This is a genomic window from Oceanobacillus luteolus (assembly GCF_042678205.1).
Classification (GTDB): domain Bacteria; phylum Bacillota; class Bacilli; order Bacillales; family Amphibacillaceae; genus Oceanobacillus; species Oceanobacillus luteolus.
This window is the reverse complement of the sequence record NZ_JBHUDE010000017.1, coordinates 37594-63982: the sequence shown is the minus strand read 5'-3', so window position 1 is coordinate 63982 and position 26389 is coordinate 37594. Positions and strand designations below refer to the sequence as shown.

Genomic DNA, 26389 nt, shown 5'->3' with positions numbered 1-26389 from the left:
TTCTTTATACAGATTTACCTCATGAAAATGCTGATAAAATAAAATCAGGCACTCTGCCGAACAGAGTGCCTGTAGCTTTTAATCTATATATTTGTATTAAAGCCCATTTATAGGTGAAGGGCTTGATTTCTCAATTTGTTCTCTCTTAATGACACCTGTCGACCAGACCCGAATACTAAAATCCAACAGAAAGAGATCATCTGGATTAACGAGTGATAGTCCTGTCAGTGATTCAATCTTCCTTAACCGATATAAGAGAGACTGACGGTGAAGATTGAGTTCTCGTGCAGTTTGACTTACATTTCCGCTATTGCGGTTGTATCCTTTGAATGTATGAATTAAATCCATATCCCGTTTTTCATCATATTGTATTAATGGTAAGAGCGGACCCGCGATTATTTCTTGCACTTCTTCATTTATCGCCAAATTAAGCAATAACCGATTCATACGCATTTCATCAAATTTTAGCCGTTTACCTATTCCAATTTGATTCCTTCCCATATCCAATGCCGCTTTTGCTTTTTTGAAACTTTTAGGAAACTCTCCAATACCTTCTCTATGTTTTCCAATTCCCCACGAAAAGGTCAAACCAGGAAAGAAATGATGTAATCTACGTTCAATCAAATCTAAAAAATGATTAACGGAATCAGTGGTGGATTCTTTCGTTACTTCTAAAAAGATGATGATAAGGTCATCTTCATAAGCAAATAGCATTTGATGTTTAACAGCTTCTGCCGCATAAATCAATTCTTCTTTTAGATAGCTGATCATCTGCTCCAGTTCATTCTCATTATTTAAATTTCTATTATAATCTTTTTCCATTAATGTATCTAAATTCTCTGGATACCCTACAATACATTCGTAAGGTAGTTCTAAATTACATTGAAATTGCTCGGCTTTCGTCGTTTTATATTCCTCGGACAAATTCTCATCCTTAATCACTTTTAACAGAAATTCATTTTGCAAGTGCATCTCAGCTTCTGTAGCGACATTATTTCGGGTAAACCATAATGCAGAAGCCATCGTTGCGTGTTCTATTATATGAATCTTTTCCTGATTTAACGGATCGTTTACATCAGATAAAACGCAAATTTCCCCTTCATGTTCCCCATTTGTTTGAATCGAAAGGTGATACAAGTTGTATTCTTTATCTGTTATCACTCTAATTTTAGACTGCAGCGGATGATTCGATCCTTCCTGTTTGATTTGCTTTTTAAATTGATTCCTTATCGCAAAGACCTTGGACTGATCCGCACTGCCAGCAACCGGTTTTCCTTTCTTGTTTAAAACTAAAATAGGAAGATTCAGCTCTTGTTCGACATAACTTGAAATTTGCCTTAAGTCTTTCCCATCTAAAATCATTTGAATCAATTTTTGTGGAATACCATTTGAACGCTTTAGATCGAGCTGCTGAATTTGATTTAATTCCCTCATTACTTCTTGGATGATATCAGCAAAGCGGATTTCCCATGGCAATTCTATGATAATAAAGTTTCGCTCTTCTGCGAATCGAATGATTTCATCAGGTATCTCAAATATATAGCGTCCTGTGGCAATCGCCAATGCAGATGCCCCTGAATCATATACATCTTTCACAAACTCTAATAAAATATCAATATCCTCGTGACAGCCAATTCCTGTCGTGAGTACAAATTCATTTTCTCTTACAAAATTTTCAACAGGGTATTCTATAACCGAAACCCATTCCACCATTTTATTATTTAATACAGCTTTACCTGTCTTTAATGTAGACGTTTTCAAAAGGGGGAGTTCGATAATATCACGGACATGCAACATTTCACAATCTCTCCTCTCAAATGTCACCAATAGATTATATTCTGGAACGACCAAATAAACACACACGAAATGATTGAGATACACTTCCATCATACAAGAATCCCAATTGGTTATAAACATCTTTGCTAATAAAATGTAAAACACCTTATAACTTATAGATTTATAAGGTGTTTTACTTCTTTATTTAATGTTCGTTTTTGCAGGAGAGTTTTGGGTGTACGGAGCTTCTATATGCATCTCCGCTGGTTCTTCTTCCTTCCACCAAAGAGCTTGAACTGGATTTTTCAGTATCTCATCAACTTCGCTCTGATCTTCAATAGTTGGTGCAGAACCGCGCAACGATCTGCCGGCTGTTTCCTTTACAAAGAGACTGACTACTATAAGACCGACTATACAGGCAGCTATCAAATAATATGCAGGAATCATACTATTGTCTGTCATACTTACCAGCCAAGCTATAATAAGCGGGGTTGTCCCACCAAATAATGAGGTAGAAATATTATACGTAATTGCAAGTGAACCATAACGTACTTTGGTAAAAAATAGCGACGGCAATGTTGCAGGTAGAACACCTTGGAAAGCTGCGAGCATGATACCAAGGATGAACAATCCAGAGAAAACAATGAGACCATTACCTGAACCCATCATCATAAATGCTGGTATTCCAAGGATAATGTTTCCGATTAAAGCCCCGATCACAATTTTGTTGCGACCAATGCGATCGCTCCAATGACCCATTATTAAGATGATAGGAATAATCGAAATCATCACTAGAAGTGAATAAACCAATCCCTTTGTTTCACCGTAGCCAAGTTCTTCAGTTAAATAGGATGGCATATAGGTAAGGACCATATAGAGCGCTGTATTATAGAAGAAGACTACTCCTAAACAAATTAGCAGTGGCTTCCAATGATTCGTTAATATTTCTTTAAGCGAAGCACGATGCCGATCTTCTTCCTTCGCTTCTTCCAATGCCATAAATGCAGGCGTTTCCGATAAGCGGGAGCGCATATAGAAACCAATAACTCCCAACGGCCCAGCAATTAAGAATGGCAGCCGCCATCCCCATTCCACCATTTTTTCAGGACCGAGGATGTAAGTCAACAATGTAACTAATGCAGCACTAGAAGTAAAACCCACGAGTGTTCCAACTTCTAAACCACTTGCTAAAAAACCACGTCTTTTATCCGGCGTCGACTCGGCTATGTAAGTCATAGCACCTGCATATTCTCCTCCGGTTGAGAACCCTTGAATTAATCTGGCAAACAGCAACAAAATAGGAGCTGCAACACCTATAGTAGAATAGCTTGGAATAAGACCAATAAACACGGTAGACGCTGCCATCATAATTAGTGTAAGCGAAAGGATTTTCTTTCTACCAATCCGATCCCCCAACATCCCAAACACCAAACCTCCAACTGGACGTGCAATAAATGCAATGGCAAATGTAGCAAATGCATAAATCAATTGATAAGCAGGATCGATCTCAGGAAAGAACACTTTACCAATCGTAACAGCCAAATACGCATATAGACCAAAGTCAAACCATTCCATGGCATTACCAAGTGATGTAACGAAAACCGTCTGTTTAGCAGCCTTCCTGTCTACAACAATAATATCGTCTTTTTTTAAGTTACTCATATTTTTTCCTCCAACTTCATCTAAGTATAGGGAATAACAATTTGAAATCTGCCGTACTAATTATTTGTTATGTGACTCATAGATAATAATAGTTAAATAGAAAAGATAGACCACCCCATATAAGCGCTTTCATTATATGGTTCGAACTTGATAATTCATTTCTGACAAGTGAATTTCATTTCGTATCAAGATTTCACTTTACTGTGTTTTCACTATATTAACAGTAGTTAAAAAACTAAACAATGCACAAATTGTATGAAGAATATTTTCTACCTTTTAGACAATCTAACTAGAGATTTAAAAATGATTCCCTCCACTTCATATTGCATTTACAACGTCGATGAATATTTATATCTAGTCTGGTAGTTACGAAGTGTACCGTACTAAATAGCTTGCCCTAGACATTGCAACCCGTTATAAGATTCATAAAAATCTAATGTTTTTTACAATAAGATGAAGCGATTGTTAAATTGTTTTTGCCAATTCTTTGAATAAGCAGATTACCTCAACGTTTTGTTAGCTACCATCATTTTTTCCTTTGACATCATAATGATATTGGTTTGTTATGAGAACTCCACAGTTTTCTTACATATTTCAGTTATTCTATAAGGGAAGTCAAATGTTAAGGAGGTCCATAGATGAAGATCAAACATGTTCTTACCGGTGTACTTTCTGTTGGTATCGCATTGACGTTAGCTGCTTGCTCAGGAGAAGCGGAAGACCAAGAAGACATGATGGAGACCCCACCAGCTGAGTCGGAAACGACCCCAAGTACAGGGGAAACGGATCCGGGAACAGACACAGAAATGGAAGAAGAGGAACCTGCTACTGGTTCAGAGCCAGGATCTGAACCAGGTGATGCTGAGGATCCAAACGCTGAAACGGAAGATGAATTAGAAACAGAAGAGCCGACAGATTCAGAGGAATGATAGTGGCTCGAAAGTTAAATTTTATGTTAGATGACTCCCCCTTTATATAAAAGATAATGACTGTCTGTCTATGTGCAGGCAGTCTTTTTATGTTCATTGTTGGATAAAACATCAATGGAAAAATAAAGGACAGGCCATTTCTGTCATCGTCTATTCGATGACAGAAATGGCCTGTCCCTACCTCGATTTATCTACTTAAAATAAGAAACTTTCTTCAAGGTTGCACAAAGTGGCAGTGCAACAAGAATTCCAATCACACTTGATGTGATATCTCCAGGGATGGATGCTAACGGTGTTATCCAGTTGCCATAAAGGATTACTTCACCTAGATAATATACAGCGATCATTACTGGAGTGGATACGAGCATCGCAGTCAGGTTGAAGGCAAAACTGTTCCCTTTTCTACCATTAGCCCAAGCAATTTTTCCGATAATATAGCCCTGCAATCCACGTGCCACAATCGTAATTGGTGTCCAGATTACCCATCCACCTAACAAATCAAATAATCCCATTCCAATCGCTCCGGCAATGGCTCCTTTTTTCGGACCAAAGAGTATGGAAGCGATAAAGAGCATCGCTGTTCCTAAATGTACAAGCCCGCCATTTGCAGCAATCGGTAGTCTGATATTAATAAAAGTAGCAATAAAAATAAGTGCGACTAACATAGAGGTAAGTATTAAATCTTGTGTTTTCATTCGTTGCTTCGCATAATTTGGTGTCTGCTCCATCTCGATATTCCTTCCCAAGTAGAATTTTCTTATTACTTTAGCAAAGAATTGGCATAATCCAAAGTGTCAATTTATGAATTTTTAATGGGGTCAGTTTAGATTGGCATATATTTATTGAAAGGCCACCCCGGGTTCATGACAATCTGGCCTGCAAATGGTAAAATAGGAAAAGTTTCAATTGTTCGCCTAATGGAGGTTACTATGAAAAAAGTTGCTGTCATACAAGACTTATCATCCTTTGGAAAATGCTCATTAACAGCTGCGATACCTGTTCTTTCCGTTATGGGAGTGCAAGCATGTCCATTGCCAACAGCGGTTCTTTCTGCACAAACGGGTTATCCTAGTTATTTCTGGGAAGATTTCACATCCAAAATGAATCAATTTACGGAAGAATGGAATAAGCTCGAGGTAACCTTTGATGGAATATTCACTGGCTTCGTAACAGGCGGGGAGCAGATCAATAATATATTCCATTTCTTGGACACCTTTTATAAAGAAGAAACACGTTTACTCGTAGATCCAGTCATGGGAGATGACGGAGAAGTTTATGATATATTTAGCGACGGCCTGCTGGAGAGAATGAAGGACCTGGTGAAGCAAGCAGACGTCATTACACCAAATGTAACCGAATGCTGCCTATTATCGGGGCTTTCCTTTGAAAAACTGCAGAACTACTCAAGTGCAGAAGATTACATGAAAGCACTGGAAGAAACAGGTAAACATCTGCGCCAAGCAACCGGAGCTGAAGTGATTATCACCGGCGTGAATCCCCCTGCGCTTCCTGGTGACAAGCAGTCCATTGGAAATCTTTATATTGATAAAAACAACGCCTTTTACCAAGGTATGGAATATAACGGGAAGAGCTATTCTGGTACTGGTGATTTATTTGCATCCGTCATTATGGGAAGTATGATGCGTGGGGAAAACCTGAAAGATGCAGTCCAGCTTGCAGTAAAATTCCTCACTGAAGCTATTCATGATTCTTCGGTGGAAAGCGTCCCTGAAATCGAAGGAATTAATTTTGAAAAGTATTTGGGGATGTTGTTGTAATACGGAATTATGTTAATCTTAAAACTAAGAAATGAATCTAGTAACGGAGGGAATCATATGTCTTACTTCGCAGCGTTTTTAAAAATGAAAGACCTTGAATTGAGCCAAACGTTTAGACCCTATCATTTATCTTACTTGGAAGAGTTAGAAGAACAGGGAAAGATTTTTGCTAGAGGTCCATTGGAAGATGGAACAGGCGGGTTGGTTATTTATATTGCTGATAACTTTAAGGAAGCTAAAGAAATGGCAGAGAATGATCCGTATATCGTCCATGAAGCACGGGAGCTTTCCTTACATAAGTGGAATATGACGACTGGGAAATAATCGTTCTACTAAAATAACTACCCAAGTGAGGGATGCTGAGCTCCCTCACTTGGGTAGTAAAACTGTAAATAACTTTGACATGAATCAAAAAACTTTCAAACAGCTCAAGATATCATGTTCTTCATTTGCCGTGCTACTTCTTTCGGATTATCCGCACCTGTAATGGCACTGCCTACAATTACAATATCCGGCTTCTCTTGAATGATTCGAGGAAGTGACTCCAAGTTCACGCCACCGGCCACTGCAATTTTGAGGTCTAATCCTTTTACAAGGGAAAATAAATCAGTTTGAAAACCTTCCTGTTGCTGCCTGTCTTTTCCTAGATGCAGGCTGACTAATTGAACACCCACTTTCGATAGCTCTTCCATGCGATTCCTTGAATCGACTTCAAGTAAATCAATCATAATTTCGCCGCCTGACTCCTCAGCAACTTCAAGTGTGTCTTTAATAGTCAAATCAGCTGAAAATGCCATAACAGTAGTAATATCCGCTCCAGCAGAGAAAGCCTGTTTTGCTTCATGTTTACCAGCATCACAAGTCTTCATATCTGCTAAAATTTCATGGTTCGGATATCGGTTATGAATCTCCCTCACAATTGCCATACCATATTCTTTAATGACACCAGTTCCTACTTCAATGATGTCAATGCTTTCGCTCACCTCTTCGATTAATTGGAAACAACGATCCCACGAGAGCCTGTCCAATGCTAGTTGCAGCTTCATCGTTCGATCCTCTCAATCTCGCCGAGTTTTTCTTGTACTTCTTCATAATACGGGAGTCCCTCGTTATCTCCTACAACACTCACAACCATTGAGCCAATCGTATTACCGAAATGGAGCGTCTTTCCAAGCGGCCAGTCATTTAAAATTCCATAAAGGACACCCGCATTGAATCCATCTCCTGCACCTACCGTGTCGACGACTTTATTAGCTTTCACCGGTTTTGCATCAATGGTTTCACCATTGTAGTGCCCGACAGAGCCTTCACTGCCTTGTTTCACAGCGATAAAAGAGATGCCCATCGATTTCGCCTTTTCAATGATTACATTCGGATCCTTCTCACCAATGATGGTATCCATTTCTTCGGCACCAGCAAGCAGTATATCCACTTTAGGTAAGATGGATGATAAAACTTTCCTTGCTTCTTCTTTCGTCCACATCTTCAAACGAATATTCGGGTCAAAGGAAACAAGTAGATTATGTTTTTTCGCGAGTTCAATCGCCTTCTCCATCACTTCGATGTGAATATCACCAATAGCCGGATAGATGCCTGTAAGGTGAAGTATTTTTGCATCTTTAAAATATGCTTCATCCAGATCTTCAGGCGTTAATGTTAATGTAGGAGACTTATCACGATAATAAAATGTCCGGACATTGCCGTCCGCCATAATCTCCTTAAAGTTCAAGGAAGTTGGGTATCCGTCGACAAACTCAGTATGCGACATATCAATTCCTTCACCACGGGCAAAATTATAAATGTATTTTCCGAATTCATCATTGCCCAATCGGCTGATATAACCAGTTTTCAAACCAAGCCGAGCACAACCGATAGCGAGATTCAGTTCTGCGCCACCAATTTTCTTTTCAAATCCGTTTACAAATCTCATCGGCCCATTGGATTGGGGACTGAAGGCAATCATCGCTTCACCTATTGTTATAATATCATTCATATTCATCTATCTCCTTACAAGTTTTACTTGCTTAAAATTTCTACTTTACCTTCTCTGGCAAGAATGACTTTACTCGCCATCTCAGGGAATAGTCCCGTTTCAACTACCCCGGTCAAAGACTTCAATTGTTCATGGAGAGTCACTGGATTTTCAATTAAGTCGAACTTACAATCTAAAATATAATTACCATTATCGGAAATGAATACCCGACCATCCTTTTCCCTTAGTTCTGGGGTACATCCAAATGCAGCAATATACTCCATTGTCTTTTCATAACCGAAAGGAACTACTTCGACTGGTAATGGAAAGTTTCCCAACACGGATTTCACCTTTGATGAATCAGCAATGATTATCAATTCATCTGCAGCCTGATCAACAATTTTTTCTCTGACAAGGGAACCGCCTCCACCTTTTAAAAGATTCAAGCTTGAATCAACTTCATCAGCACCATCGATGGCAAGGTCAATCTGCTGTATTTTAGAGAAATCGGTTAATGGAATACCAAGTTCTTTTGCCAGTTTTTCCGTTTTAACCGAAGTCGGAATTCCTTTAATCTGAAGTCCCTGTTGCACCCGCTCTCCAAGTTTCCGCAACATATAGTTAACCGTTGAACCAGAACCTAGTCCAACTATCATTCCATCTCGTATATATTTGACAGATGCTTCTGCTGCTATCTGTTTATCCTCCATAGTAATTCACCTCTTAGCCGGTATTAAAATAATGCCGGGTTGATCAATTTTGGAATATAAAATGCAATTTGCGGGAAGAACGCCACAAACAGTAATATAACCAAAATAATTGCAATATATGGTATCACTGCAACGAAAGATCTTTCCACAGACATATTCCCGATCTTCGCTGCGAGTAATAAACATAGACCATATGGTGGTGTGATAAGACCAATCGCAAGTGTAATGACAACAATAAGACCTAGGTGCACAGGGTCTATGCCAAACTCAAGGGCTGTCGGCAGTATGACAGGAACAAATAAAATCATTGCTGGAATCGCATCCATAAACGTACCGATAAATAGGAAGAATCCAATGATAATCAAAATGAACAGCCATTTTGAACCGATATTGCTGTCAAAGAACTCTTGAGCCATAGCTCCTATCTGGTAATAACTCATCAGCTCACCGAGCGCACTGGCTGCTGCGAGAGCAAACAATGACAAGGAACTTAGTGCAAGCGTATCCATTAAAATCCCTGATAAATCTTTTACTTTTATCGTCTTATAATAGAACATGCAAACTATTAAAGTATAAATCGAAGCCACTGCAGCAGCTTCTGTTGCAGTAAAAAATCCACTGATAATACCGCCTATAATAATGACAGGTGTAAAAAGTGCTGGAATCGATTCTCCGAGTAATTTAAGGAATTTTTTAATTTCCACCCGTTCCGCTCGTGGATAATTGCGCTTAATCGCTACGATATAAACAAAAACCATCATTCCTACTCCTATGAGTATCCCCGGAACAATTCCACCAAGAAACAAAGCACCAATCGAAGCATTCGTCAGTCCAGCGAAGATAATCATCGGGATACTTGGAGGAATGACAACTCCTACCGTAGATGACGCAGCGGTAATCCCTACAGCAGTTTCTTTGTCATACCCTTTTTTCAGCATACTTGGAATAAGGATTTTCCCTACGCCTGCTGTATCTGCCTGAGCCGCCCCGGAAACTCCCGCAAACATCATGGAAACGAGAACGTTTGCATGGGCAAGACCACCGCGGATCGGCCCGACAATCGCTAAAGCAAGCTCAATCAACTTTTCGGAAATCTTACCGGAATTCATCAGATTAGCTGCAAGAATAAATAACGGAACAGCGAGTAGAACGAAGGAGTCCAGTCCGTTCACCATTGACATCGGCACCGTTGCTTCCGGTGTATATGGAATGCTGATAATACCAATTAAAGCAACGATCCCTATTACAAATGCAATCGGAACCCCAATAATCATTAACACGAGAAATATAGCTAGAAGTAAAAAGCCCATTACTCGATAACCTCCTTCGCTTTAACTGCTCTCACATGGTCAATCAGATGTGAAATGGAATAAACAATCATCGTCAGTGCCATAATTGGAATTGCAATCCACACGTAACCCATCTTCATTTCCGGCAATGTCGCCCATCTGTAGTTCCAAAACTCTGTAACGACCTGCAAGCCTAACAGGAAGATGACAAAATTGAAAACAATGAGCACTAAATCATTAAAAATGCTTAGTCCCGCTTTTTTCGCACCGGTCAATTTCTGTACAATAAAATCGAAGTTGAAATGTTCACGGCGATTAATCATAACTGCTGCACCCATGAATATTGCCCAAATGAATGAATAATTCGCCACTTCTTCTGTCCAGATGACGGAAATACCGAGATGTCTCGTTATAATTTGCAGTACAATGACAAAAACGAAGATGCATAGAAACAAAACACCAACAGTCATTTGTATTTTTTCCAAAGTGTTTACAAACTTCTTCATGTTTCTCTCCCCCTAACCCTTACTCTAAATCTCTGATCTTTTGAAGTAATTCTTCAGCTTCAATCTCCTTTACGAACTCATCTAAAATCGGTTCAGCCACTTCAATAAATGGTTCACGATCAATTTCGTTCACGACTGCACCTTCTTCAATTGCTTTTTCTTTATATTCAACATCCTGCGTATTAGTCGCTTCTCGTTCCGCAATCACCGATTCTTCGGCAGCCTTCAAAATAATTTCCTGATAGTTTTCAGGTAGGTTATCAAATTTCTCCCCATTAAACAAAACGAGTCTTGTCGTAAAGTCATGTGCAGTTTCCGTTATATACTTACCGTTCGGCGTTGTATGGTGCGCTTGCTGCACGAAGAACGGGTAAGCGTTTTCAGACGAGTCAACAACATCCTGCTGTAATCCTTGGTAAAGCTCTCCCCAAGAAATAGATGAAGGAATTGCACCTGTCGCTTGCCAGAAGTCAGAAATGACACCTGATGTTTGTGTCCGGAGAGAAACCCCTTTTAGGTCATCAATCGATTCCAATGGCTTTTTCCCATAGAAATGTCTGACACCAGCAGTCCAATAACCTAGTACTTTAAAGGAGTTATTCGACTTTTCATTAATAATCTCGGCCATTTCTTCCCCAACTGGCCCATCAATGGCACGAAGCCAGTGATCATAACTTTTAAACAAATAGGGTGCTGATAAAATATCAACTTCTCTAATACCTGTCTGTGTCATCAATCCCGGCGAAACGACTACGAGGTCGGCTGCACCCAACTGAAGTTTCTCGACAAGTTGGGATTCTTCTGTACCAATCGTTCCAGCATGGACTTCGACTTCAATTTTTCCGTCGGATTCATTTTCTACGACTTCTTTAAATTTCAATAATCCTGTCTGATAAGGATTATCAGGCGATGTCTGGTTATGAGCGGCAATCAATTTGATTGTTCCGTCCGCCTCCACTTCCAGTTCATCCGTTCCACAGGCAGATAATAAAAACACCATCAGCAATCCGAGTATGACCATAAAACTCTTACGCATGTTACAAACCCCTTTCGAATGCTTTCACTTTATCTGTATACTGTTTCGCAACAGCAGTTAATTTCTCGTAATCTTCTTTCGTATTCAATTTTCCTGCGTTTACGAGATTGCTCCCAATACCGACCGCAGCACTTCCCTTCGCAAGGTATTCCGTCATATTATCTAGCGTAATACCTCCTGTCACCATTGCTTTAACATGTGGCAGTGGACCGAGAATATTTTTTACATAATTTGGTCCAAATGTCTCCGCAGGGAAAATTTTGACCATTTTAGCACCGTGTTCATAGGCAGTTACTATTTCTGTCGGGGTGAGCACTCCTGGAATATTCAAGATCCCGTATCGGTTTGTCAGTTTCAGCGTTTCCGTGTTCAATGTAGGCGAAACGATGAAAGAAGCACCCGCCATAATGACAGCCCTTGCCGTTTCCGTATCTAGCACTGTCCCTGCCCCAATGTTCATTCTATCTCCGACATGTTTTACAGCTGTTTCAATGATGTGAAGGACCCGTGGTGTTTCTGCAGTAATCTCGACAGAATTGATTCCTCCTTCATGAAGCGCTTCCAATATAGGCACAATATTTTCTTCATTTGCTTTTCTGATAACGGAGACCACTTTCTCCTGTTGGATTTGTTGTTCTATACTCATTGATATCGCTCCTATTCTAAATTGGCGTGTTTTTGATTCAAACTTGTATGGCTGCTTTCGTCTTTATACTTTTCAAGAAGATAAACGATGACTGCATCGAGCAATAAATGTGCCGATTGGTCAAACTGATTGCCAAGAGGCTGGATCGTATCCGGTTCCATCCCTGTCCGCTTTTTTGTAGCAGCAGGGATGATGAGAAACTGGTCGCTGTAAGCACCTATTTTTGATGCTTTATTCGTTGTTACAAGCGCGGTTCTCGCATCAATTTCCTTTGCCTTCTTTGCATAGTTGACCAGCGAACCTGTACTTCCCGAGCCTGAAATAAGAATAAGCAGATCATCAGAAGCAATGCTTGGTGTGATCGTTTCGCCAACGACGTATACAGAATAACCCGCATGCATGAGCCGCATGGCAGATGTTTTCCCAATTAATCCGGAACGGCCCGTCCCTGCAATGAAAATCCGATTTGCCTCTCTCATGGCTTCGGCAAGTTGGATTGCTTCTTCGGAATTCACTTTGGCTAGAACTTCGCTGACTTCTGCAGCAACAGTATGAATGATATTATTCATTTTGCATCAACCTTTCTTCAGATGATTCTCTCACGATAATTTTTGGTTCGAAACGATGCACTTCCGGCTCGATCTTTCTATTTTTCCCTTCCATCAATTCGAAGAGGACTTGAACGGCTTTCTTCCCCATTTCAAATGTCGGTTGTTCAATTGTCGTCAGTGTTGGATTATAGATGCTTGCATAGGAAACATCGTCAATCCCGATAAGTGCCATTGTTTCAGGTATGTTTATGTCATTTTCCTTCGCATATTTCAATATTTCCAACAATGTCCGGTCATTAATCGCAAGTACCGCTGTTGGAGGATTAGGCAGGGCAAGAAAATCCTTCAACTTGTCCTTGATACTAGAAATTTTACCGTCGATAATGTAATCCGGATTATATTCCATATGATGTTTTTCCAGTGCTTTTTTGAATCCTTCCAACCGCTCCAGTCGTGGCGTCACTTTTGTCTCCAATGGAGGAGAAACCAATCCGATCTGGCGGTGGCCGTTTTTCACAAACTCATCGACTGCCAATTCAGCGGCAAGCTCATTGTCCAGTAAAATCGAATGGACAGGAACTTCTGGCAACAACCGATCCATAAAAACAACTGGATAATTACTTTTCTTGATTTCCTTATATAGCTCAACATTTCCACCAGTAGGAAACACGATAATTCCATCTACTTGTTTCGCTCGGAGCATCTCAATATATCTTTTCTCTTTGACTGGGTCATCTTCTGCATTACAGACGATGACATGAAAATCTCTCTTATTACAATAATCTTCGATAGCCCGAATAACCTGAGTCGAGAACACGTGCAAGATATTCGCAACAATGACTCCAATTGTGGAGGATGTTTTCTGTTTTAAACCTCTGGCCAGAATGTTCGGCTGATAATTCAATTCGATAATCGACTGTTCAATCCGCTTTCTAGTTTTACTGCTCATATAATCGAAGCGATTATTTAAATACTGGGATACGGTACTTTTCGACACGTTAGCATGTTTTGCTACGTCTTCAATTGTAGTTCTTTTCATACATTCACCTTTTTCATGTACTAAACCGATTTAGTAAACCGGTTTAGTAAGAGTTTACTATAAAAGAAAGCGCTTTACAAGGGGTTTTTATGAAATTTTGAATATTTAGGGTAAAAACGCACTCACATTGAGAAAACAATCCAATGTCATATTAATAGAAGAGATAACAATTAAGAGCCTTGTTGAGATTATACTCTACAAGGCTCTTGATAATTTAAATATTTATTAGAACGATAAAATAAATCAACATGTAAAATATTCAGGGACTAAAAAGTCACCTATTTCATCTCTCTCAACACAGCCACAAAGTACTCCCAATTATTCAACATCGACGGGATGCTCACATGTTCATTTGGAGTATGTACATCATACATATCCGGACCAATCGAAATGGCGTCTAAACCAGGAATTTTCTCAATGAAGATTCCACATTCGATCCCTGCGTGCACGGCGATAATTTCAGGATCTTTTCCTTCTCGTTCCTTATATACTTTTTCAAATAATTGACGTACTTTGGAATCTGGATTGTATGGCCATTCTGGATAATCAGAGGTGACTGTAAACTTGCAGTCTAGAATTTCAGCAACGAGCTTAGATTGATCAGCTATTGCATATTTGCGGCTTTTCACGGAACTTCTTGCATCACTTTCAATGATAATGGAGGAGTCCGTTGTTTCAAGTTTTCCTACATTAACCGAAGTCTCCACTAGCCCTTTGATATCCAAGCTCATATTCTGAATTCCATTCGGCAATAACATCAGTGCCTTAATTACCTTCTGTTTAGTTTCGTCCGAGAAACATGTCGCCGCTGAATTTTCGGCTTGCTTCAATTCAACGAAAACATTCGGATCAGAACTCGCAAACTCAAGCCTTAGAGTATTTGTCCACTCTTCTAATTTCTCACGTAACTTTGCCACTTCGGCTTCCGGCAATGCAATTGTAATGATTGCTTCACGAGGGATTGCATTAGATGCCATACCGCCGCGTACATGCTGGACGACAAATTTAAAGTCAGTGGATAAGTCATACAATAGACGTCCCATTAATTTAAGCGCATTTCCTCTTTCTTGGTCAATTTCCATTCCAGAATGTCCACCGATTAAACCTTTTACCGCTAGTTGGAAACTCACGTATTCCGAAGGCAGATTTTCTTCTATTAACGGTATCTCCAAAATGGTCTGTAATCCTCCTGCACTGCTGACCAATAGTTTACCGTCTTCCTCCGAATCAATATTGATTAAAATTTTCCCTTCAAAATGACTCGGATCAACGGATAATGCACCGTTCATCGTCGTTTCTTCTTCTGTCGTAATAACAACTTCTAATGCTGGATGTGGGATATCCTTTGCATCCAACAACGCTAATGCATAAGCAACCGCGACACCATTATCCGCTCCAAGTGTAGTATCTGTAGCGTGTAACATATCATCTTCAATTCGTAACTTTAATGGATCTTTTTTAAAATCATGGATGGTTCCATCATTTTTCTCGCAAACCATATCCATATGACCTTGGATTATAACGGCCGTTGCCTGCTCGTACCCTTTTGTAGCAGGCTTTTTGATAATAACATTCAGTGCTTCATCTTGAATGACTTCCAGTCCACGTTCATGTGCAAAGCCGACTAAATAATCACTGATTTCTTTTTCATTCCCTGAGCCTCTCGGGATCTGGGATATTTCATAAAAGTACTTAAATATTGGGTTCTCTATTAGTTCCTCTAAACTAGCATACATCGATTGTTCCTCCTTTTATCACAATTAGTATACCCACACAAATGAATGTACAACGAGAAGGAAAATTAGACCTACCGCATAAAGGATGAGGATTAACGGAATGAAAAAACGCGCCCATTTAATCCATGATAATCCTGCCAGAGCCAAACTAGCCATCAAATGACCATTGGTAGGAGTAAGTGCATTGGAAATTCCATCACCAATTTGGAACGCTAAAACGGCAGTTTGTCTGTGCACTTCAAGCAAATCAGCTAAAGGTGCCATAAGCGGCATTGTTAATGCAGCCTGTCCACTTCCCGAACTGACGATATAGTTGATGGCACTCTGTACACCAAAAATTCCAGCAACTGCAAATGTGGATGGAAGACCTTCAACTAACCCAGCTAATGAATGTACGATCGTATCAATTGTATTGGCATTTTCCAAAATGACTACTGCACCATGCGCCAATCCGACAGCAAGTGCTGCAACGACCATATCATTACAACCTTTAGTAAATGATTCGGCAATTTTATTATCATTCATCTTCGCAATGATCCCTACAATAACTCCCATGATTAAAAATAGGGATGCAATTTCCTTCATATACCATCCATATTTAATGATACCAAAAGGAATAATGATAATGGTAAGGAGAAAAGCGAGTAAAATAACAATTTTGCTTTTCGTTAATGAATGATTGGACGTCACTTTTTCACCTTGTGGAATCAACTGTCCATCACCATAAACAAGACTTCTCGCCGGATCCTTCAATACCTTTTTAGCATATCTCATGACATATAGACTCGCCACGATGATCAATACCGCTAGTAATACAATCCGGAAATGGTTTGTGCCACACCTAAGTTAAATGGATTTGTAACAGCTCCCGCATAGCCAATGGACGTACCAATCATTGGGGTGGCGACTGCAATGATTCGGTCAAATCCCAGTTTCAATAGGAAAGGCAGCAGGATAATCAAGTATGGAATACTCTCTTCCGCCATTCCAAACGTTGCTCCACAAATCGCAAAGAATATCATTAATATCGGTATCAGGTAAATTTCGTTACCATTGAGTTTTGTAATCAACCGGTTAAATAGTGCTTCAATTGCACCAGTAGCTGTTAAAATACCAAATGATCCACCAACGATAAATAATAAGAAGACGATATCAGCGCTATGCACCATTCCATCAAATACAGCAGTGAAAATATCTAAAAATCCAGCCGGGTTTGCTTCGGTTTCCTGATAGGTCCCATTGATGACGACCGTTCTTCCATCTTCATTGACTTCCCGTTCATATTCACCAGCCGGAATAAAATAAGTTGTGATTGCTAAAAGAACAATAATGCCAAATAAAATGATAAACGTATGTGGTATTTTTGATTTTTCCTTGAATTTCGGTTCTTGAGGTTCCAGTTTTTCAGCCAACATGATGTCATTCCCTACTTCCTGAACAATTTCTTTTTAACACGTTATCACTTCATCTAGGTAAAGCGTTAAAAGAATAAAGTAATTATATACGATACTATTCGGAAAAACAATAGAGTTTGTCGAAAATCGTCGAAATATTTATGGCATCCTCGACATCCAGCCAGACAAAATAAAGGAAGTTATATTATAATAGAAGTGTACTTACAAAATACGACAACCATAGAGAGGATCAAATAATGAAGAAAGTTATAGCTGCATTTTTTGCAATTACACTCATATTCTCACCGATTGGAGATTATGTTTTCCAAGATACAGGTACAACAACAGTTGAGGCGAAGCGATATAAGTCAGGTAAAAAATCGTTTAACCCAGGAAGCAACAATAACAACAACTCATTCTTCCAAAACAATAAGAAAGACTCTTCGGTTAATAAATCCACTACAAAACAAAACACAAATAATAAAGGCGGCTTGATGTCAGGCGGTCTCATGAAAGGTCTTATGCTTGGTGGACTTGCAGGATTACTGTTTGGCGGTCTGCTTGGCAGCATGGGTATTTTAGGTTCACTGATCGGCCTATTGATTAATGCTCTTGCCATTGCGTTCATCATTGCTATCGCAGTGAAGATTTATCAATTATTGTTCAAGCGGAAAAAGAAAGAGGATTCGAATGTATGGAGAAATTAATCCTTCCTGAACAAGATATCATTAATGCACTCTGTGTTTATGTTTCGCGTAAAAAGCAAATAAAGCCAGAAGAAGTCGAGGTCGAATTAATGTTTGACGATGACACTGGTTTTTCTGCAGAAGTATTTTGGAATGGCAGGAAGCAAGTCTTGATCATGTCTAATCTCATTGAAGCAATACGACTATGGATTGAGGAATATCTGAACGGAGATCCTTTTGCTGGGATTAAGTTAGAGTTGGATGATGAACAAGGGATTATCGCGCTTATTGGATAAATGGGGACATAGGTACAGGTTCTTTATCCTGGTTCACATAGGGGATGGAAAGATTACCGTCTCCTTGAGTGGAAAAATAATTAAGGATTTGTGGATTACCATACCCACAAATCCTTTTTCCATTTAAAAATCGACCTATTCATAAAAGGGACGAGGAACCTGTCCCTAGTCCCACCAAATACCCATTCCCCATTCGGTTACAAAGTTTCATAGACAATTACAGCTAATCGTTGTAAATTAAAATGTAAGCACTTTCAATTTTGCGTAAATATGGATAAAAATCTCTATTTTCATATGACAATCAACAAAAAAATGTAAAGGAGGTTTATCTATTTAGGAGTTTGGCACTTTAACATAATAGGGGCATGACCCCGATGAGGAGGAATAGGATGCAGAAAAAAAGGATGTCGCTTTTATCTACTGTCGTAATCACTTCCGCAATACTTTTTCATTCAACAACTGTAATGGGTGCAAACCATTCACCTATCCATTCGCCAACCATTGAAGTAAAAGAAGAAAAAGAAATCACAAACGTCCCCCATCCCCGCTTTTCTTGGGATAACCCGGGTCCGACTTCACCAGTTCTGCACCCTGGGTCCATTAAGGGAGCTGGCATGGTAGAGGGACCACTTCATGCAATCGATCAAACCATGAATTCTTTAATTGAAGAAGGCATGATGCCTGGTGCAGTCACATTTGTAGCGAGACGCGGACACATCGTCCAGCATGAATCCTATGGACATGCGCTTCTTTATAGTGATGATGCAGGCAACTATGTCGATAACCCGATTAAAATGAAGAAAGACACCATCTTTGACCTTGCTTCCATCAGTAAAATTTTCACAACAACCGCCGCCATGATTCTTTATGAAGATGGACACTTTAAACTCGATGACCCTGTCGCTGATTACATCCCGGAATTTGCCGAAAACGGAAAAGAAAATGTGACAATCAGACAGCTTATGACACATACTTCAGGATTTACCTCTTGGGTTCCGCTTTATACGATTGGTGAGAATAGAGAGGAACGTCTTCAATATGTATTCCAATATCCACTAGCAAACGAACCAGGAACAACATACACATACAGTGATTTGAACATGATTACATTAGGAGCTTTAATTGAACGTCTTTCTGGACAAGGGCTCGATGAATACGTTTTTGAAAACATCACGAAACCACTGAAAATGACTGACACGATGTATAACCCGCCTGAATCACTAAAGCACCGAATCGCTGCAACAGAATATCAACCATGGACAAACAGGGGTGTCGTCTGGGGAGAAGTGCATGATGAAAATGCTTGGTCTTTAGATGGCATCGCCGGACATGCCGGAGTTTTCTCCACTGCCCATGACTTAGGAAAACTAGCTCATATGTTCATCAATGAAGGCAGATATGGCGGAAAGCGCATATTACAACCAGAAACAATCCAGCTCTTAGTTGAAAACCAAATACCGGAATTTCCTGGTAATGACCATGGCTTAGGTTGGGAGCTTTCACAAGGCTGGTATATGGATGCGTTATCGGAATCGTCCACTCTTGGGCATACTGGTTATACAGGAACATCAATCGTCGTTAATTTAAACAACGATACGATCGCTATCCTTTTAACGAACCGTGTCCATCCGACTCGTGAGACGGTATCCACAAACCCTGCACGTCGCGCGTTGTCGAGACATGTGGCAGATGCCATCCCGGTCAAATTACCGAATAAACGAGGGAAGGCATGGTTTGCCGGCTACGGTGACGAGTTGAATCGGCCTCTCACTTTGGAAGTCGATATCAAACAGGATGCGACATTACGTTTCGATACGTGGTACCGAACAGAACAGGGCTATGATTTCGGATTTGTCGAAGTATCAGATGATGGAGAAACATGGAGTCCGCTCCGCACCTTTTCAGGTAGCAGTGTCGACTTTGTAAAAGAAACCTTGGAGATTCCAGCAGGGACAACTCATATCCGCTTCCGCTATCAAACTGATGCAACAACGAACGGACGTGGTTGGTATGTAAGCAATCTTCAGCTTGCAGATCCTAGTCAGCGAGAATTACCGATTAACATAACGGAAAACGAATGGGAAAAGAGAAATTATTAATATAAAGGAGAGAGGGAAACCATGAAAAGATTACTGAAAGCATCGTTCATCGTGTTGTTGGCCATTGCATTAAGTATTAGTCCGAGCACCATGAAAACGAATGCCAAGAAAAAGGATTCCGGGAAAGAATTGGTCATCCTCGAAAACGTTCCAGAAGTGGAAGCAGAAGTAGTGAATGGTGAAATACAGTTGCAAGCATTAAATGTATATGAAGATGGCCACTTCAAAACCACATCCGATAACTTGAGATGGAATTCCAAAAATAGAACCGTCGCCTTTGTAGATCAAGATGGTACGGTGAGCCTTACAGGTAAAAATGGACGTACATGGATTTCGGTGACAGATGGCCAATCTCAAGATGAAATTGGCATTCACGTGCAAAACGGCGAAGCGGAAATCATCCAAAAGAAAGGCAAAAAATATAATATCATCGACAATGCCATTCAAGGGATGACAATCGAAGAAAAAATCGGTCAAATGCTCATGCCTGACTTCCGAAAATGGAATGGCGAAAACGTGACAGAAATGCTCCCGGAAATTGAACAAATCGTAAAAGACTATTCATTAGGCGGCGTCATCTTGTTTGCAGAAAATGTCGTGACAACAGAGCAAACAACAAGATTAGTAGCTGCTTACAAAGAGGCTAGCGAGAAATATGGATTACTGCTGACGATTGACCAGGAAGGCGGAATCGTAACACGTCTCCAATCTGGAACAGACATGCCTGGAAATATGGCGCTTGGTGCTACAAGATCACCAGAAATAACAGAGGAGGTCGGTAAAGTGATTGGCGCTGAGTTACAAGCACTGGGAATTAATATGAACTTAGCACCTGTACTCGATGTCAATAACAATCCTGACAACCCTGTCATCGGTGTCCGCTCTTTTGGCGAATCACCTGAGCTCGTATCAGACCTGGGAATTGCTTATATAAAAGGGATTCAAAGCAAAGGCGTAGCAACGACAGCAAAACATTTCCCTGGGCACGGTGACACATCCGTAGATTCTCATCTTGGCTTACCGGAAGTTCCACATGATAAAGAACGTTTACTGGAAGTAGAGTTATATCCATTCCAGCAAGCAATGGAAGCGGATGTCGATGCGATTATGACAGCACATGTCACTTTTCCAAAGATTGATGATACAAAAGTAATCTCCAAAAAAGATGGTACGGAAATCTCTTTACCTGCCACCTTGTCGCATAAAGTATTGACCGGTCTCATGCGTGAGGAAATGGGCTATGATGGCGTAATTATAACGGATGCATTAAACATGCTCGCAATTGCTGACCATTTCGGTCCAGTTGATGCAGTCATCCGCTCCGTCAATGCCGGAACAGATATCATTCTGATGCCAGTAGGATTAGAAGAAGTCGTTGAAGGATTACTAGAAGCAGTGGAAACCGGAGAAATTACCGAAGAACGGATTGAACAATCGGTGAAACGAATTTTAACGTTGAAGCTGAATCGCGGAATTATTAAACCAGAAACCCCAACTCCTGTAGACGAATTGGTACGAAATGCGGAAGAGGTCGTTGGACAAGATTTCCATAAAGAGGTAGAGGCGGTAGCTGCGAAGCAATCGATTACACTTCTAAAAAATGATCAGGTCCTGCCGCTGCAAGCAGATGAAAATGAAAAAGTCGTTGTCGTCGGAAACACTTATATCAGCAAACTACATGAAGCTATCAGTGATTACCACGCTAACATAGAACTAATCACTGCTTCAGGACCATTGACTGACGCACAGCTCGAACAACTCTCAGACGCAAGTGCGGTCATCTTCGGATCCTATACGTTTAATGTCAGTGGACGTGACCCATTGAGTCCGCAAATGTTGCTTGTGAACCAGCTTATACAAGAAGTCGATGCTCCGGTCATTGGAGCAGCCATCCGTAATCCATATGACATTATGGCATTCCCTGAAATTGATGCCTATCTGACACAGTACGGATTTAGAGATGCAAGCTTTGAAGCAACAGCCGCAACCATTTTTGGAGAAAACAATCCAACAGGCACATTGCCAGTTACAATTCCTGACCAAAACGGCGATGTCCTATACGAATTTGGTTTTGGACTTTCCTATTAAGTTTAAGTGAGGGGATCAGCCCCCCTCCTCTTCACTGAGGGTCTGAGCTTCCTATTAAAATATTAACGGAGGGATCACCAATGAAAAAAATACTAGTCGCGTTCGTAACGCTTACGCTCGTTCTTACGTCCCTTACGATGGCTTTCGCAGACAAAGGAGAAAGCAACGGGAAAGGCAAAGGGAAGAAAAAGAGCTTCCAGTTAGGTGTGGAAGTTCTATTAGATGAACAAAAACATCTCATTGAAGGAAAACGTGTCGGCTTAATCACAAATCCTACCGGAGTCGACCAAGAATTAAATAGTATTGTAGACCGTTTGTATGAAGACCCTGATGTTGAGCTCACCGCCCTGTACGGCCCAGAACACGGCGTTCGCGGTGATGCACAAGCAGGTGAATATGTGGAATTTTATATTGATGAGTCGACCGGATTGCCTGTTTACAGTTTATATGGACAAACGCGTAAACCTACTCCAGAAATGCTGGAAAATGTAGATGTCCTCCTCTTTGATATCCAGGATGTCGGTACACGTTTCTATACGTATATTTACACGATGGCATACGCGATGGAAGCTGCAGCTGAAAACGATATCGAATTCATTGTCCTTGATCGCCCGAATCCATTAGGCGGACATAAAGTCGAGGGGCCAGTACTCGACCCAGAATACGCATCATTCGTCGGTAACTATCCGATTCCACTACGTCACGGGATGACAGTCGGAGAATTAGCAACATTGTTTAATGAGGAGTTCGACATTAATGCGGACTTGACCGTCGTTGAAATGAAAAAATGGAAACGAAATATGTACTACGATGATACTGGTTTGGAATGGGTTTTACCTTCACCGAACATGCCTACATTAGATACTGCCATTGTTTATCCAGGCGCAGCATTAATTGAAGGTACGAACGTTTCAGAAGGCCGCGGTACGACAAAACCATTCGAATTGATCGGTGCACCATTTGTAAACAGTAAAGATTTTGCAGCTGCATTAAATGATTTGGAGCTACCTGGCGTTACATTCCGTGCGGCATCCTTCACACCGACCATTTCAAAACATAGCGGAACATTAAGTCACGGGGTGCAGATCCACATTCAAAACGAGAAAGCCTACAAGCCAATCGAAACAGGGCTTCACATCGTGAAAACCTTGCATGATATGTATCCAGATGACTTTGAATTCCGTGCAGAAAACAGTGCAGGTATTTCCTTCTTTGATAACTTGATTGGAAACGGGTGGATTCGTGAGGCAATTGAGAATGGTGAATCCGTTAAAGAGATGGAAAAAAGATGGAAGCATGATTTGAAGGAATTTGAGAAGGTGCGGAGAGGGTATTTGTTGTATTAAAAAGGATAAAGGGACAGTTCACTGTCTGTTTCTGAATGATGAAACAGATAAGGAAACTGTCCCTCTTTCTATTCGATAAAGCTAATAAATCATTCTTGTTATCTAAGGGATTTTTTCAGTGACCTCAGCCTATCCCCTTATCCCAACCTTATCATAAAGGAAGCCTAACCTTTATATAGTAGGTATTGTTTTACTTATTGCTTCAACTCACCAGCTGCTTTCGCACGAATTCTTGTAGCATTTCCCGGCAAGTAAGCAAGTGGCACATCTTCAATATCTACAATGACTAGACTGTCTTCATCTGCCCCTGCATTCATCGCTTCAGCCATAGCTTCTTCTTTCGCCTGTTTAATTGCGTTATCTCTTCCAACCTCATCTAATAGATAGATTTTTTCTATTTGACCACTGACTTGGGAGATAGCAGAACCTATTGCATTGGCAACACCGGAATGTTCTGGTCGAAGGACAACGGATGCACCTTTCAATTCAGTCGGGAATAGAACACTGCCACCGCCGACAAGAATGACAGGAGTTGGTTCAGCACTTGTTTTCATACGATCTACCGCTTCTTCAACCATTTCAACCATTTTCGCATAAACACGTTCCAATAATGCTTTATCTAAATGCTCAACTTTTGAAGGATCACCAAGTTCTACTTTACCTAATGCAACGGCAACATCCGTTGTCGTTAATGTGTCGCCTCCAAAAATAAGAGCCTTCTCCGGCAATTGGTATCCGACACTATCAGGGCCAATTGTGAATTCCCCATTTTCCAAGATACGTACAATCGTTCCTCCACCAAGGCCGATTGAAACAAGATCTGGCATCCGGAAGTTTGTCCGCGCTCCGCCAATTTCAACTTCCAATGACGATTCGCGTGGGAAGGAATTTACGAGAACTCCAACGTCAGAAGTCGTTCCTCCAACATCCACGACAATAGCATCTGATAAATCAGCTAAATAGGATGCCCCACGCAAGGAGTTGGTAGGACCACAAGCGACCGTGAAAATAGGATATTTCACTGCATATTCGACGGACATTAACGTACCATCGTTCTGTCCAAAGAAAACTCTCGCCTGAATGCCTTCATCTTCTAGTGCCTTGAGGAATCCATCAGCAGCTGTTTTAGCGACTTGAACAACAGATGCATTCAAAATGGTTGCATTTTCTCTTTCCAACAGTCCGACTGAACCTACTTCAGAGGACAGAGAGATGGCAATATCTTGCCCCAATACCTCTGTAAAAATATCCCGAGCACGCTCCTCATGAACGGTAGCTACCGGTGAAAAGACAGATGTAATCGCTATGGAATCCACTTCGCCCTTTACGTCATGTGCTATTTGGTACAAGTGCTCTTCATCTAATGTTGTAATTTCCCGACCATCAAATTCGTGTCCCCCGCGGACTAGATACACATATTTTCCGAGCGCATTCCGCAAATCTTCCGGCACACCGACTAAAGGTTTTACCGCCAACGTAGCCGGAGCACCAATGCGGACTACCGCAATCTTATTTAATCCTTTTCGTTCCACAATTGCATTCGTGCAATGTGTCGTTCCAAGCATGGCATAGTGAATATTTTCACGGGGAACATCAGCCTCCGTAATAACCGCATGCATAGCATCGTAAATACCAGTAGTGACGTCTTTCGTTGTTGAAGCTTTTGTTTCCGAGATGACCTGATTGTTTTCATCTAATAGTACTGCGTCTGTGTGGGTTCCCCCAACATCGATTCCAATTCGATAACTGCTCATTATTTTTCCCCTCCTTTGTTCACCAGTTCCTCGACAGGAACAAAGTCAACATCATAACCGAAATATCCTGGTCCCACCGTTTCGATACCTTTTTTCGTGCGCCACTTTGGATGACATGGGATACCAATGATGACACAACGTGTACCATAACGGATGCCTTCCGTCGTGATGGGAAGTCCTGTTTCTGCATCAAGGACTGCAATTAGATCTGGTGTGACACAGACCACTTGCTCACCTTTCGTGGCTAGTAAGTGTTCATTTTGGAAACGGAGCTGTAGTGTTTCCCCTTTATCATTGCCGATTCCTTCAAACGTTGCTATTCCACGGGCAAATCCAGTCTCCGTTTTCCGGTCGATATCGGTAACCTTTCCACGGAATAACTCAAATCCGCCAACGGTTTTCAACACTTCTTGAATCGCATTCACATTATTTTCTTTTGCGAGACGGATCGTCTTTCCAATCTCTTCTTCCAGCCTTAAAATATTTGGGATTCCACTTTCCCTCAGTTGTTTTCCGCGCATGGAATACATCGCATTCATCACAGAGCCGCCCATTTCAATCGTAGCTGCTCGGGCAATCCGCTCGGTCCATACATTATCAATCGTTGTCAACAATGCGCTGTTTCCTTTTTCATCTGCAATTACTGCCGGAGTGGCAGAGATTCCATCCAAATAGAAAGTAACCATCTGTAATTCTGGAAATGCTCGTCCCATCCCATCTGCATCCACTACCGGTAAACCTAATCTTGCCGCCAGCGCAAATGGAAGCATGGAATTGACACCTCCCGCTTCAATTGGAAACGTGGCATAGATTTTTTCATCTAAATATGCTTCTAATTTTTGAAAAGCTTCAATCGCTTCTTCCCCACTCGGAACTTTCTCCAACATGACGGTCGGAGCACCCATCATGGAAGATGGGACGACGAGTGCATCGTCCGGTACTTCCTCTGGGTCTAACACAGTCACCGGGCCAAATTCTTCAATAGCCTGCAAAGCCATCAGTTTTCCAATGTACGGATCTCCGCCTCCTCCAGTTCCAAGGAGTGCGGCTCCTACTGCCATATCTTCAATCTCTTGTTTGCCTATTTTTCTCATTT

General features: G+C 40.9%; 23 protein-coding genes and 1 pseudogene. 8 read left to right on the top strand and 16 right to left on the bottom strand.

Going from position 1 to position 26389, the window contains the following annotated elements:
* Positions 1-96 precede the first annotated feature (96 nt).
* Together ACFSBH_RS04550 and ACFSBH_RS04545 are read right to left on the bottom strand one after the other, a co-directional pair.
* Positions 97-1797 (bottom strand): PucR family transcriptional regulator, encoded by a 1701-nt coding sequence (locus ACFSBH_RS04550; protein ID WP_379596253.1) that lies wholly within the window; start codon positions 1795-1797, stop codon positions 97-99.
* A gap of 180 nt (positions 1798-1977) precedes the next feature.
* Positions 1978-3438 (bottom strand): MFS transporter, encoded by a 1461-nt coding sequence (locus ACFSBH_RS04545; protein WP_379596251.1) that lies wholly within the window; start codon positions 3436-3438, stop codon positions 1978-1980.
* Positions 3439-4076: 638 nt separating this feature from the next.
* On the opposite strand from ACFSBH_RS04545, the gene ACFSBH_RS04540 reads away from it, so the two are divergent.
* Positions 4077-4367, top strand: a complete 291-nt coding sequence (locus tag ACFSBH_RS04540; RefSeq protein ID WP_379596249.1) for a hypothetical protein — start codon at positions 4077-4079, stop codon at positions 4365-4367.
* 191 nt (positions 4368-4558) lie between these two features.
* Here the strand turns inward: ACFSBH_RS04540 and ACFSBH_RS04535 are convergent, their stop codons facing one another.
* A complete protein-coding gene (locus ACFSBH_RS04535) occupies positions 4559-5095 on the bottom strand; it encodes an ECF transporter S component (protein ID WP_251512667.1) in 537 nt (178 codons plus the stop codon).
* Between the two features lie 201 nt (positions 5096-5296).
* On the opposite strand from ACFSBH_RS04535, the gene ACFSBH_RS04530 reads away from it, so the two are divergent.
* Positions 5297-6145 (top strand): pyridoxamine kinase, encoded by an 849-nt coding sequence (locus ACFSBH_RS04530; RefSeq protein ID WP_251512670.1) that lies wholly within the window; start codon positions 5297-5299, stop codon positions 6143-6145.
* Positions 6146-6202: 57 nt separating this feature from the next.
* A complete protein-coding gene (locus ACFSBH_RS04525; protein WP_379596246.1) occupies positions 6203-6469 on the top strand; it encodes a YciI family protein in 267 nt (88 codons plus the stop codon).
* A 104-nt stretch (positions 6470-6573) separates the two neighbouring features.
* On the opposite strand, the gene hxlA is transcribed toward ACFSBH_RS04525, so the two are convergent.
* The 11 genes and pseudogenes from hxlA to ACFSBH_RS04470 form a co-directional block, all read right to left on the bottom strand.
* Complete coding sequence (gene hxlA / locus ACFSBH_RS04520) at positions 6574-7191, bottom strand: 3-hexulose-6-phosphate synthase (protein WP_251512675.1); 618 nt, start codon at positions 7189-7191, stop codon at positions 6574-6576.
* Positions 7188-8138, bottom strand: coding sequence for a sugar kinase (locus tag ACFSBH_RS04515; RefSeq protein WP_379596244.1), 951 nt, complete (start codon positions 8136-8138; stop codon positions 7188-7190). Before ACFSBH_RS04515 ends, hxlA begins: the two co-directional genes overlap by 4 nt.
* Before the next feature lie 23 nt (positions 8139-8161).
* Entirely contained in the window at positions 8162-8827 is a 666-nt protein-coding gene (gene rpiA, locus ACFSBH_RS04510; RefSeq protein ID WP_379596242.1) for a ribose-5-phosphate isomerase RpiA, read from the bottom strand.
* A gap of 23 nt (positions 8828-8850) precedes the next feature.
* Positions 8851-10137, bottom strand: a complete 1287-nt coding sequence (locus ACFSBH_RS04505; protein WP_251512681.1) for a TRAP transporter large permease — start codon at positions 10135-10137, stop codon at positions 8851-8853.
* Positions 10137-10622 carry a TRAP transporter small permease gene (locus ACFSBH_RS04500; RefSeq protein ID WP_379596239.1) on the bottom strand — a complete coding sequence of 162 codons (486 nt, stop codon included), beginning with the start codon at positions 10620-10622 and terminating at the stop codon, positions 10137-10139. The genes ACFSBH_RS04505 and ACFSBH_RS04500 overlap by 1 nt, the downstream gene beginning before the upstream one ends.
* Positions 10623-10641: 19 nt before the next feature.
* Positions 10642-11658, bottom strand: a complete 1017-nt coding sequence (locus tag ACFSBH_RS04495; RefSeq protein ID WP_251512684.1) for a TRAP transporter substrate-binding protein — start codon at positions 11656-11658, stop codon at positions 10642-10644.
* Position 11659: 1 nt separating this feature from the next.
* Positions 11660-12304, bottom strand: a complete 645-nt coding sequence (locus ACFSBH_RS04490; RefSeq protein ID WP_379596236.1) for a bifunctional 4-hydroxy-2-oxoglutarate aldolase/2-dehydro-3-deoxy-phosphogluconate aldolase — start codon at positions 12302-12304, stop codon at positions 11660-11662.
* 11 nt (positions 12305-12315) lie between these two features.
* Positions 12316-12873 (bottom strand): 6-phospho-3-hexuloisomerase, encoded by a 558-nt coding sequence (hxlB, locus tag ACFSBH_RS04485; protein ID WP_251512688.1) that lies wholly within the window; start codon positions 12871-12873, stop codon positions 12316-12318.
* Positions 12866-13894: a LacI family DNA-binding transcriptional regulator gene (locus ACFSBH_RS04480; RefSeq protein ID WP_379596234.1), complete on the bottom strand. Its 1029-nt coding sequence runs from the start codon at positions 13892-13894 to the stop codon at positions 12866-12868. The genes hxlB and ACFSBH_RS04480 overlap by 8 nt, the downstream gene beginning before the upstream one ends.
* 278 nt (positions 13895-14172) lie before the next feature.
* Positions 14173-15630, bottom strand: coding sequence for an aminoacyl-histidine dipeptidase (locus ACFSBH_RS04475; RefSeq protein ID WP_251512691.1), 1458 nt, complete (start codon positions 15628-15630; stop codon positions 14173-14175).
* 24 nt (positions 15631-15654) lie between these two features.
* Positions 15655-17045 (bottom strand): annotated as a pseudogene (locus tag ACFSBH_RS04470) (YfcC family protein).
* A gap of 236 nt (positions 17046-17281) precedes the next feature.
* On the opposite strand from ACFSBH_RS04470, the gene ACFSBH_RS04465 reads away from it, so the two are divergent.
* The 5 genes from ACFSBH_RS04465 (at position 17282) to ACFSBH_RS04445 (ending at position 23539) form a co-directional block, all read left to right on the top strand.
* On the top strand, positions 17282-17731 hold the full coding sequence (locus tag ACFSBH_RS04465) for a hypothetical protein (RefSeq protein ID WP_379596232.1): 450 nt from the start codon (positions 17282-17284) through the stop codon (positions 17729-17731).
* On the top strand, positions 17719-18006 hold the full coding sequence (locus tag ACFSBH_RS04460) for a YxcD family protein (RefSeq protein WP_379596230.1): 288 nt from the start codon (positions 17719-17721) through the stop codon (positions 18004-18006). The genes ACFSBH_RS04465 and ACFSBH_RS04460 overlap by 13 nt, the downstream gene beginning before the upstream one ends.
* A gap of 389 nt (positions 18007-18395) precedes the next feature.
* Positions 18396-20105, top strand: a complete 1710-nt coding sequence (locus ACFSBH_RS04455; RefSeq protein ID WP_379596228.1) for a serine hydrolase — start codon at positions 18396-18398, stop codon at positions 20103-20105.
* A gap of 21 nt (positions 20106-20126) precedes the next feature.
* The gene (locus ACFSBH_RS04450) at positions 20127-22193 is read left to right on the top strand and encodes a glycoside hydrolase family 3 protein (protein ID WP_379596226.1); all 2067 of its coding nucleotides are present in this window, start codon (positions 20127-20129) and stop codon (positions 22191-22193) included.
* Positions 22194-22273: 80 nt separating this feature from the next.
* Positions 22274-23539: an exo-beta-N-acetylmuramidase NamZ family protein gene (locus ACFSBH_RS04445; protein ID WP_251512702.1), complete on the top strand. Its 1266-nt coding sequence runs from the start codon at positions 22274-22276 to the stop codon at positions 23537-23539.
* Positions 23540-23733: 194 nt separating this feature from the next.
* Here the strand turns inward: ACFSBH_RS04445 and ACFSBH_RS04440 are convergent, their stop codons facing one another.
* Positions 23734-25293, bottom strand: coding sequence for a hydantoinase/oxoprolinase family protein (locus tag ACFSBH_RS04440; RefSeq protein ID WP_251512703.1), 1560 nt, complete (start codon positions 25291-25293; stop codon positions 23734-23736).
* Entirely contained in the window at positions 25293-26387 is a 1095-nt protein-coding gene (locus tag ACFSBH_RS04435; protein WP_251512704.1) for a DUF917 domain-containing protein, read from the bottom strand. Before ACFSBH_RS04435 ends, ACFSBH_RS04440 begins: the two co-directional genes overlap by 1 nt.
* Positions 26388-26389 lie beyond the last annotated feature (2 nt).

Excerpts from the sequence above, each read along its gene's own strand:
- ACFSBH_RS04550 (WP_379596253.1), bottom strand. The coding sequence starts at position 1,797 with ATGTTGCATGTCCGTGATATTATCGAACTCCCCCTTTTGAAAACGTCT.
- ACFSBH_RS04545 (WP_379596251.1), bottom strand. The coding sequence starts at position 3,438 with ATGAGTAACTTAAAAAAAGACGATATTATTGTTGTAGACAGGAAGGCT.
- ACFSBH_RS04540 (WP_379596249.1), top strand. The coding sequence starts at position 4,077 with ATGAAGATCAAACATGTTCTTACCGGTGTACTTTCTGTTGGTATCGCA.
- ACFSBH_RS04535 (WP_251512667.1), bottom strand. The coding sequence starts at position 5,095 with ATGGAGCAGACACCAAATTATGCGAAGCAACGAATGAAAACACAAGAT.
- ACFSBH_RS04530 (WP_251512670.1), top strand. The coding sequence starts at position 5,297 with ATGAAAAAAGTTGCTGTCATACAAGACTTATCATCCTTTGGAAAATGC.
- ACFSBH_RS04525 (WP_379596246.1), top strand. The coding sequence starts at position 6,203 with ATGTCTTACTTCGCAGCGTTTTTAAAAATGAAAGACCTTGAATTGAGC.
- hxlA (WP_251512675.1), bottom strand. The coding sequence starts at position 7,191 with ATGAAGCTGCAACTAGCATTGGACAGGCTCTCGTGGGATCGTTGTTTC.
- ACFSBH_RS04515 (WP_379596244.1), bottom strand. The coding sequence starts at position 8,138 with ATGAATGATATTATAACAATAGGTGAAGCGATGATTGCCTTCAGTCCC.
- rpiA (WP_379596242.1), bottom strand. The coding sequence starts at position 8,827 with ATGGAGGATAAACAGATAGCAGCAGAAGCATCTGTCAAATATATACGA.
- ACFSBH_RS04505 (WP_251512681.1), bottom strand. The coding sequence starts at position 10,137 with ATGGGCTTTTTACTTCTAGCTATATTTCTCGTGTTAATGATTATTGGG.
- ACFSBH_RS04500 (WP_379596239.1), bottom strand. The coding sequence starts at position 10,622 with ATGAAGAAGTTTGTAAACACTTTGGAAAAAATACAAATGACTGTTGGT.
- ACFSBH_RS04495 (WP_251512684.1), bottom strand. The coding sequence starts at position 11,658 with ATGCGTAAGAGTTTTATGGTCATACTCGGATTGCTGATGGTGTTTTTA.
- ACFSBH_RS04490 (WP_379596236.1), bottom strand. The coding sequence starts at position 12,304 with ATGAGTATAGAACAACAAATCCAACAGGAGAAAGTGGTCTCCGTTATC.
- hxlB (WP_251512688.1), bottom strand. The coding sequence starts at position 12,873 with ATGAATAATATCATTCATACTGTTGCTGCAGAAGTCAGCGAAGTTCTA.
- ACFSBH_RS04480 (WP_379596234.1), bottom strand. The coding sequence starts at position 13,894 with ATGAAAAGAACTACAATTGAAGACGTAGCAAAACATGCTAACGTGTCG.
- ACFSBH_RS04475 (WP_251512691.1), bottom strand. The coding sequence starts at position 15,630 with ATGTATGCTAGTTTAGAGGAACTAATAGAGAACCCAATATTTAAGTAC.
- ACFSBH_RS04465 (WP_379596232.1), top strand. The coding sequence starts at position 17,282 with ATGAAGAAAGTTATAGCTGCATTTTTTGCAATTACACTCATATTCTCA.
- ACFSBH_RS04460 (WP_379596230.1), top strand. The coding sequence starts at position 17,719 with ATGGAGAAATTAATCCTTCCTGAACAAGATATCATTAATGCACTCTGT.
- ACFSBH_RS04455 (WP_379596228.1), top strand. The coding sequence starts at position 18,396 with ATGCAGAAAAAAAGGATGTCGCTTTTATCTACTGTCGTAATCACTTCC.
- ACFSBH_RS04450 (WP_379596226.1), top strand. The coding sequence starts at position 20,127 with ATGAAAAGATTACTGAAAGCATCGTTCATCGTGTTGTTGGCCATTGCA.
- ACFSBH_RS04445 (WP_251512702.1), top strand. The coding sequence starts at position 22,274 with ATGAAAAAAATACTAGTCGCGTTCGTAACGCTTACGCTCGTTCTTACG.
- ACFSBH_RS04440 (WP_251512703.1), bottom strand. The coding sequence starts at position 25,293 with ATGAGCAGTTATCGAATTGGAATCGATGTTGGGGGAACCCACACAGAC.
- ACFSBH_RS04435 (WP_251512704.1), bottom strand. The coding sequence starts at position 26,387 with ATGAGAAAAATAGGCAAACAAGAGATTGAAGATATGGCAGTAGGAGCC.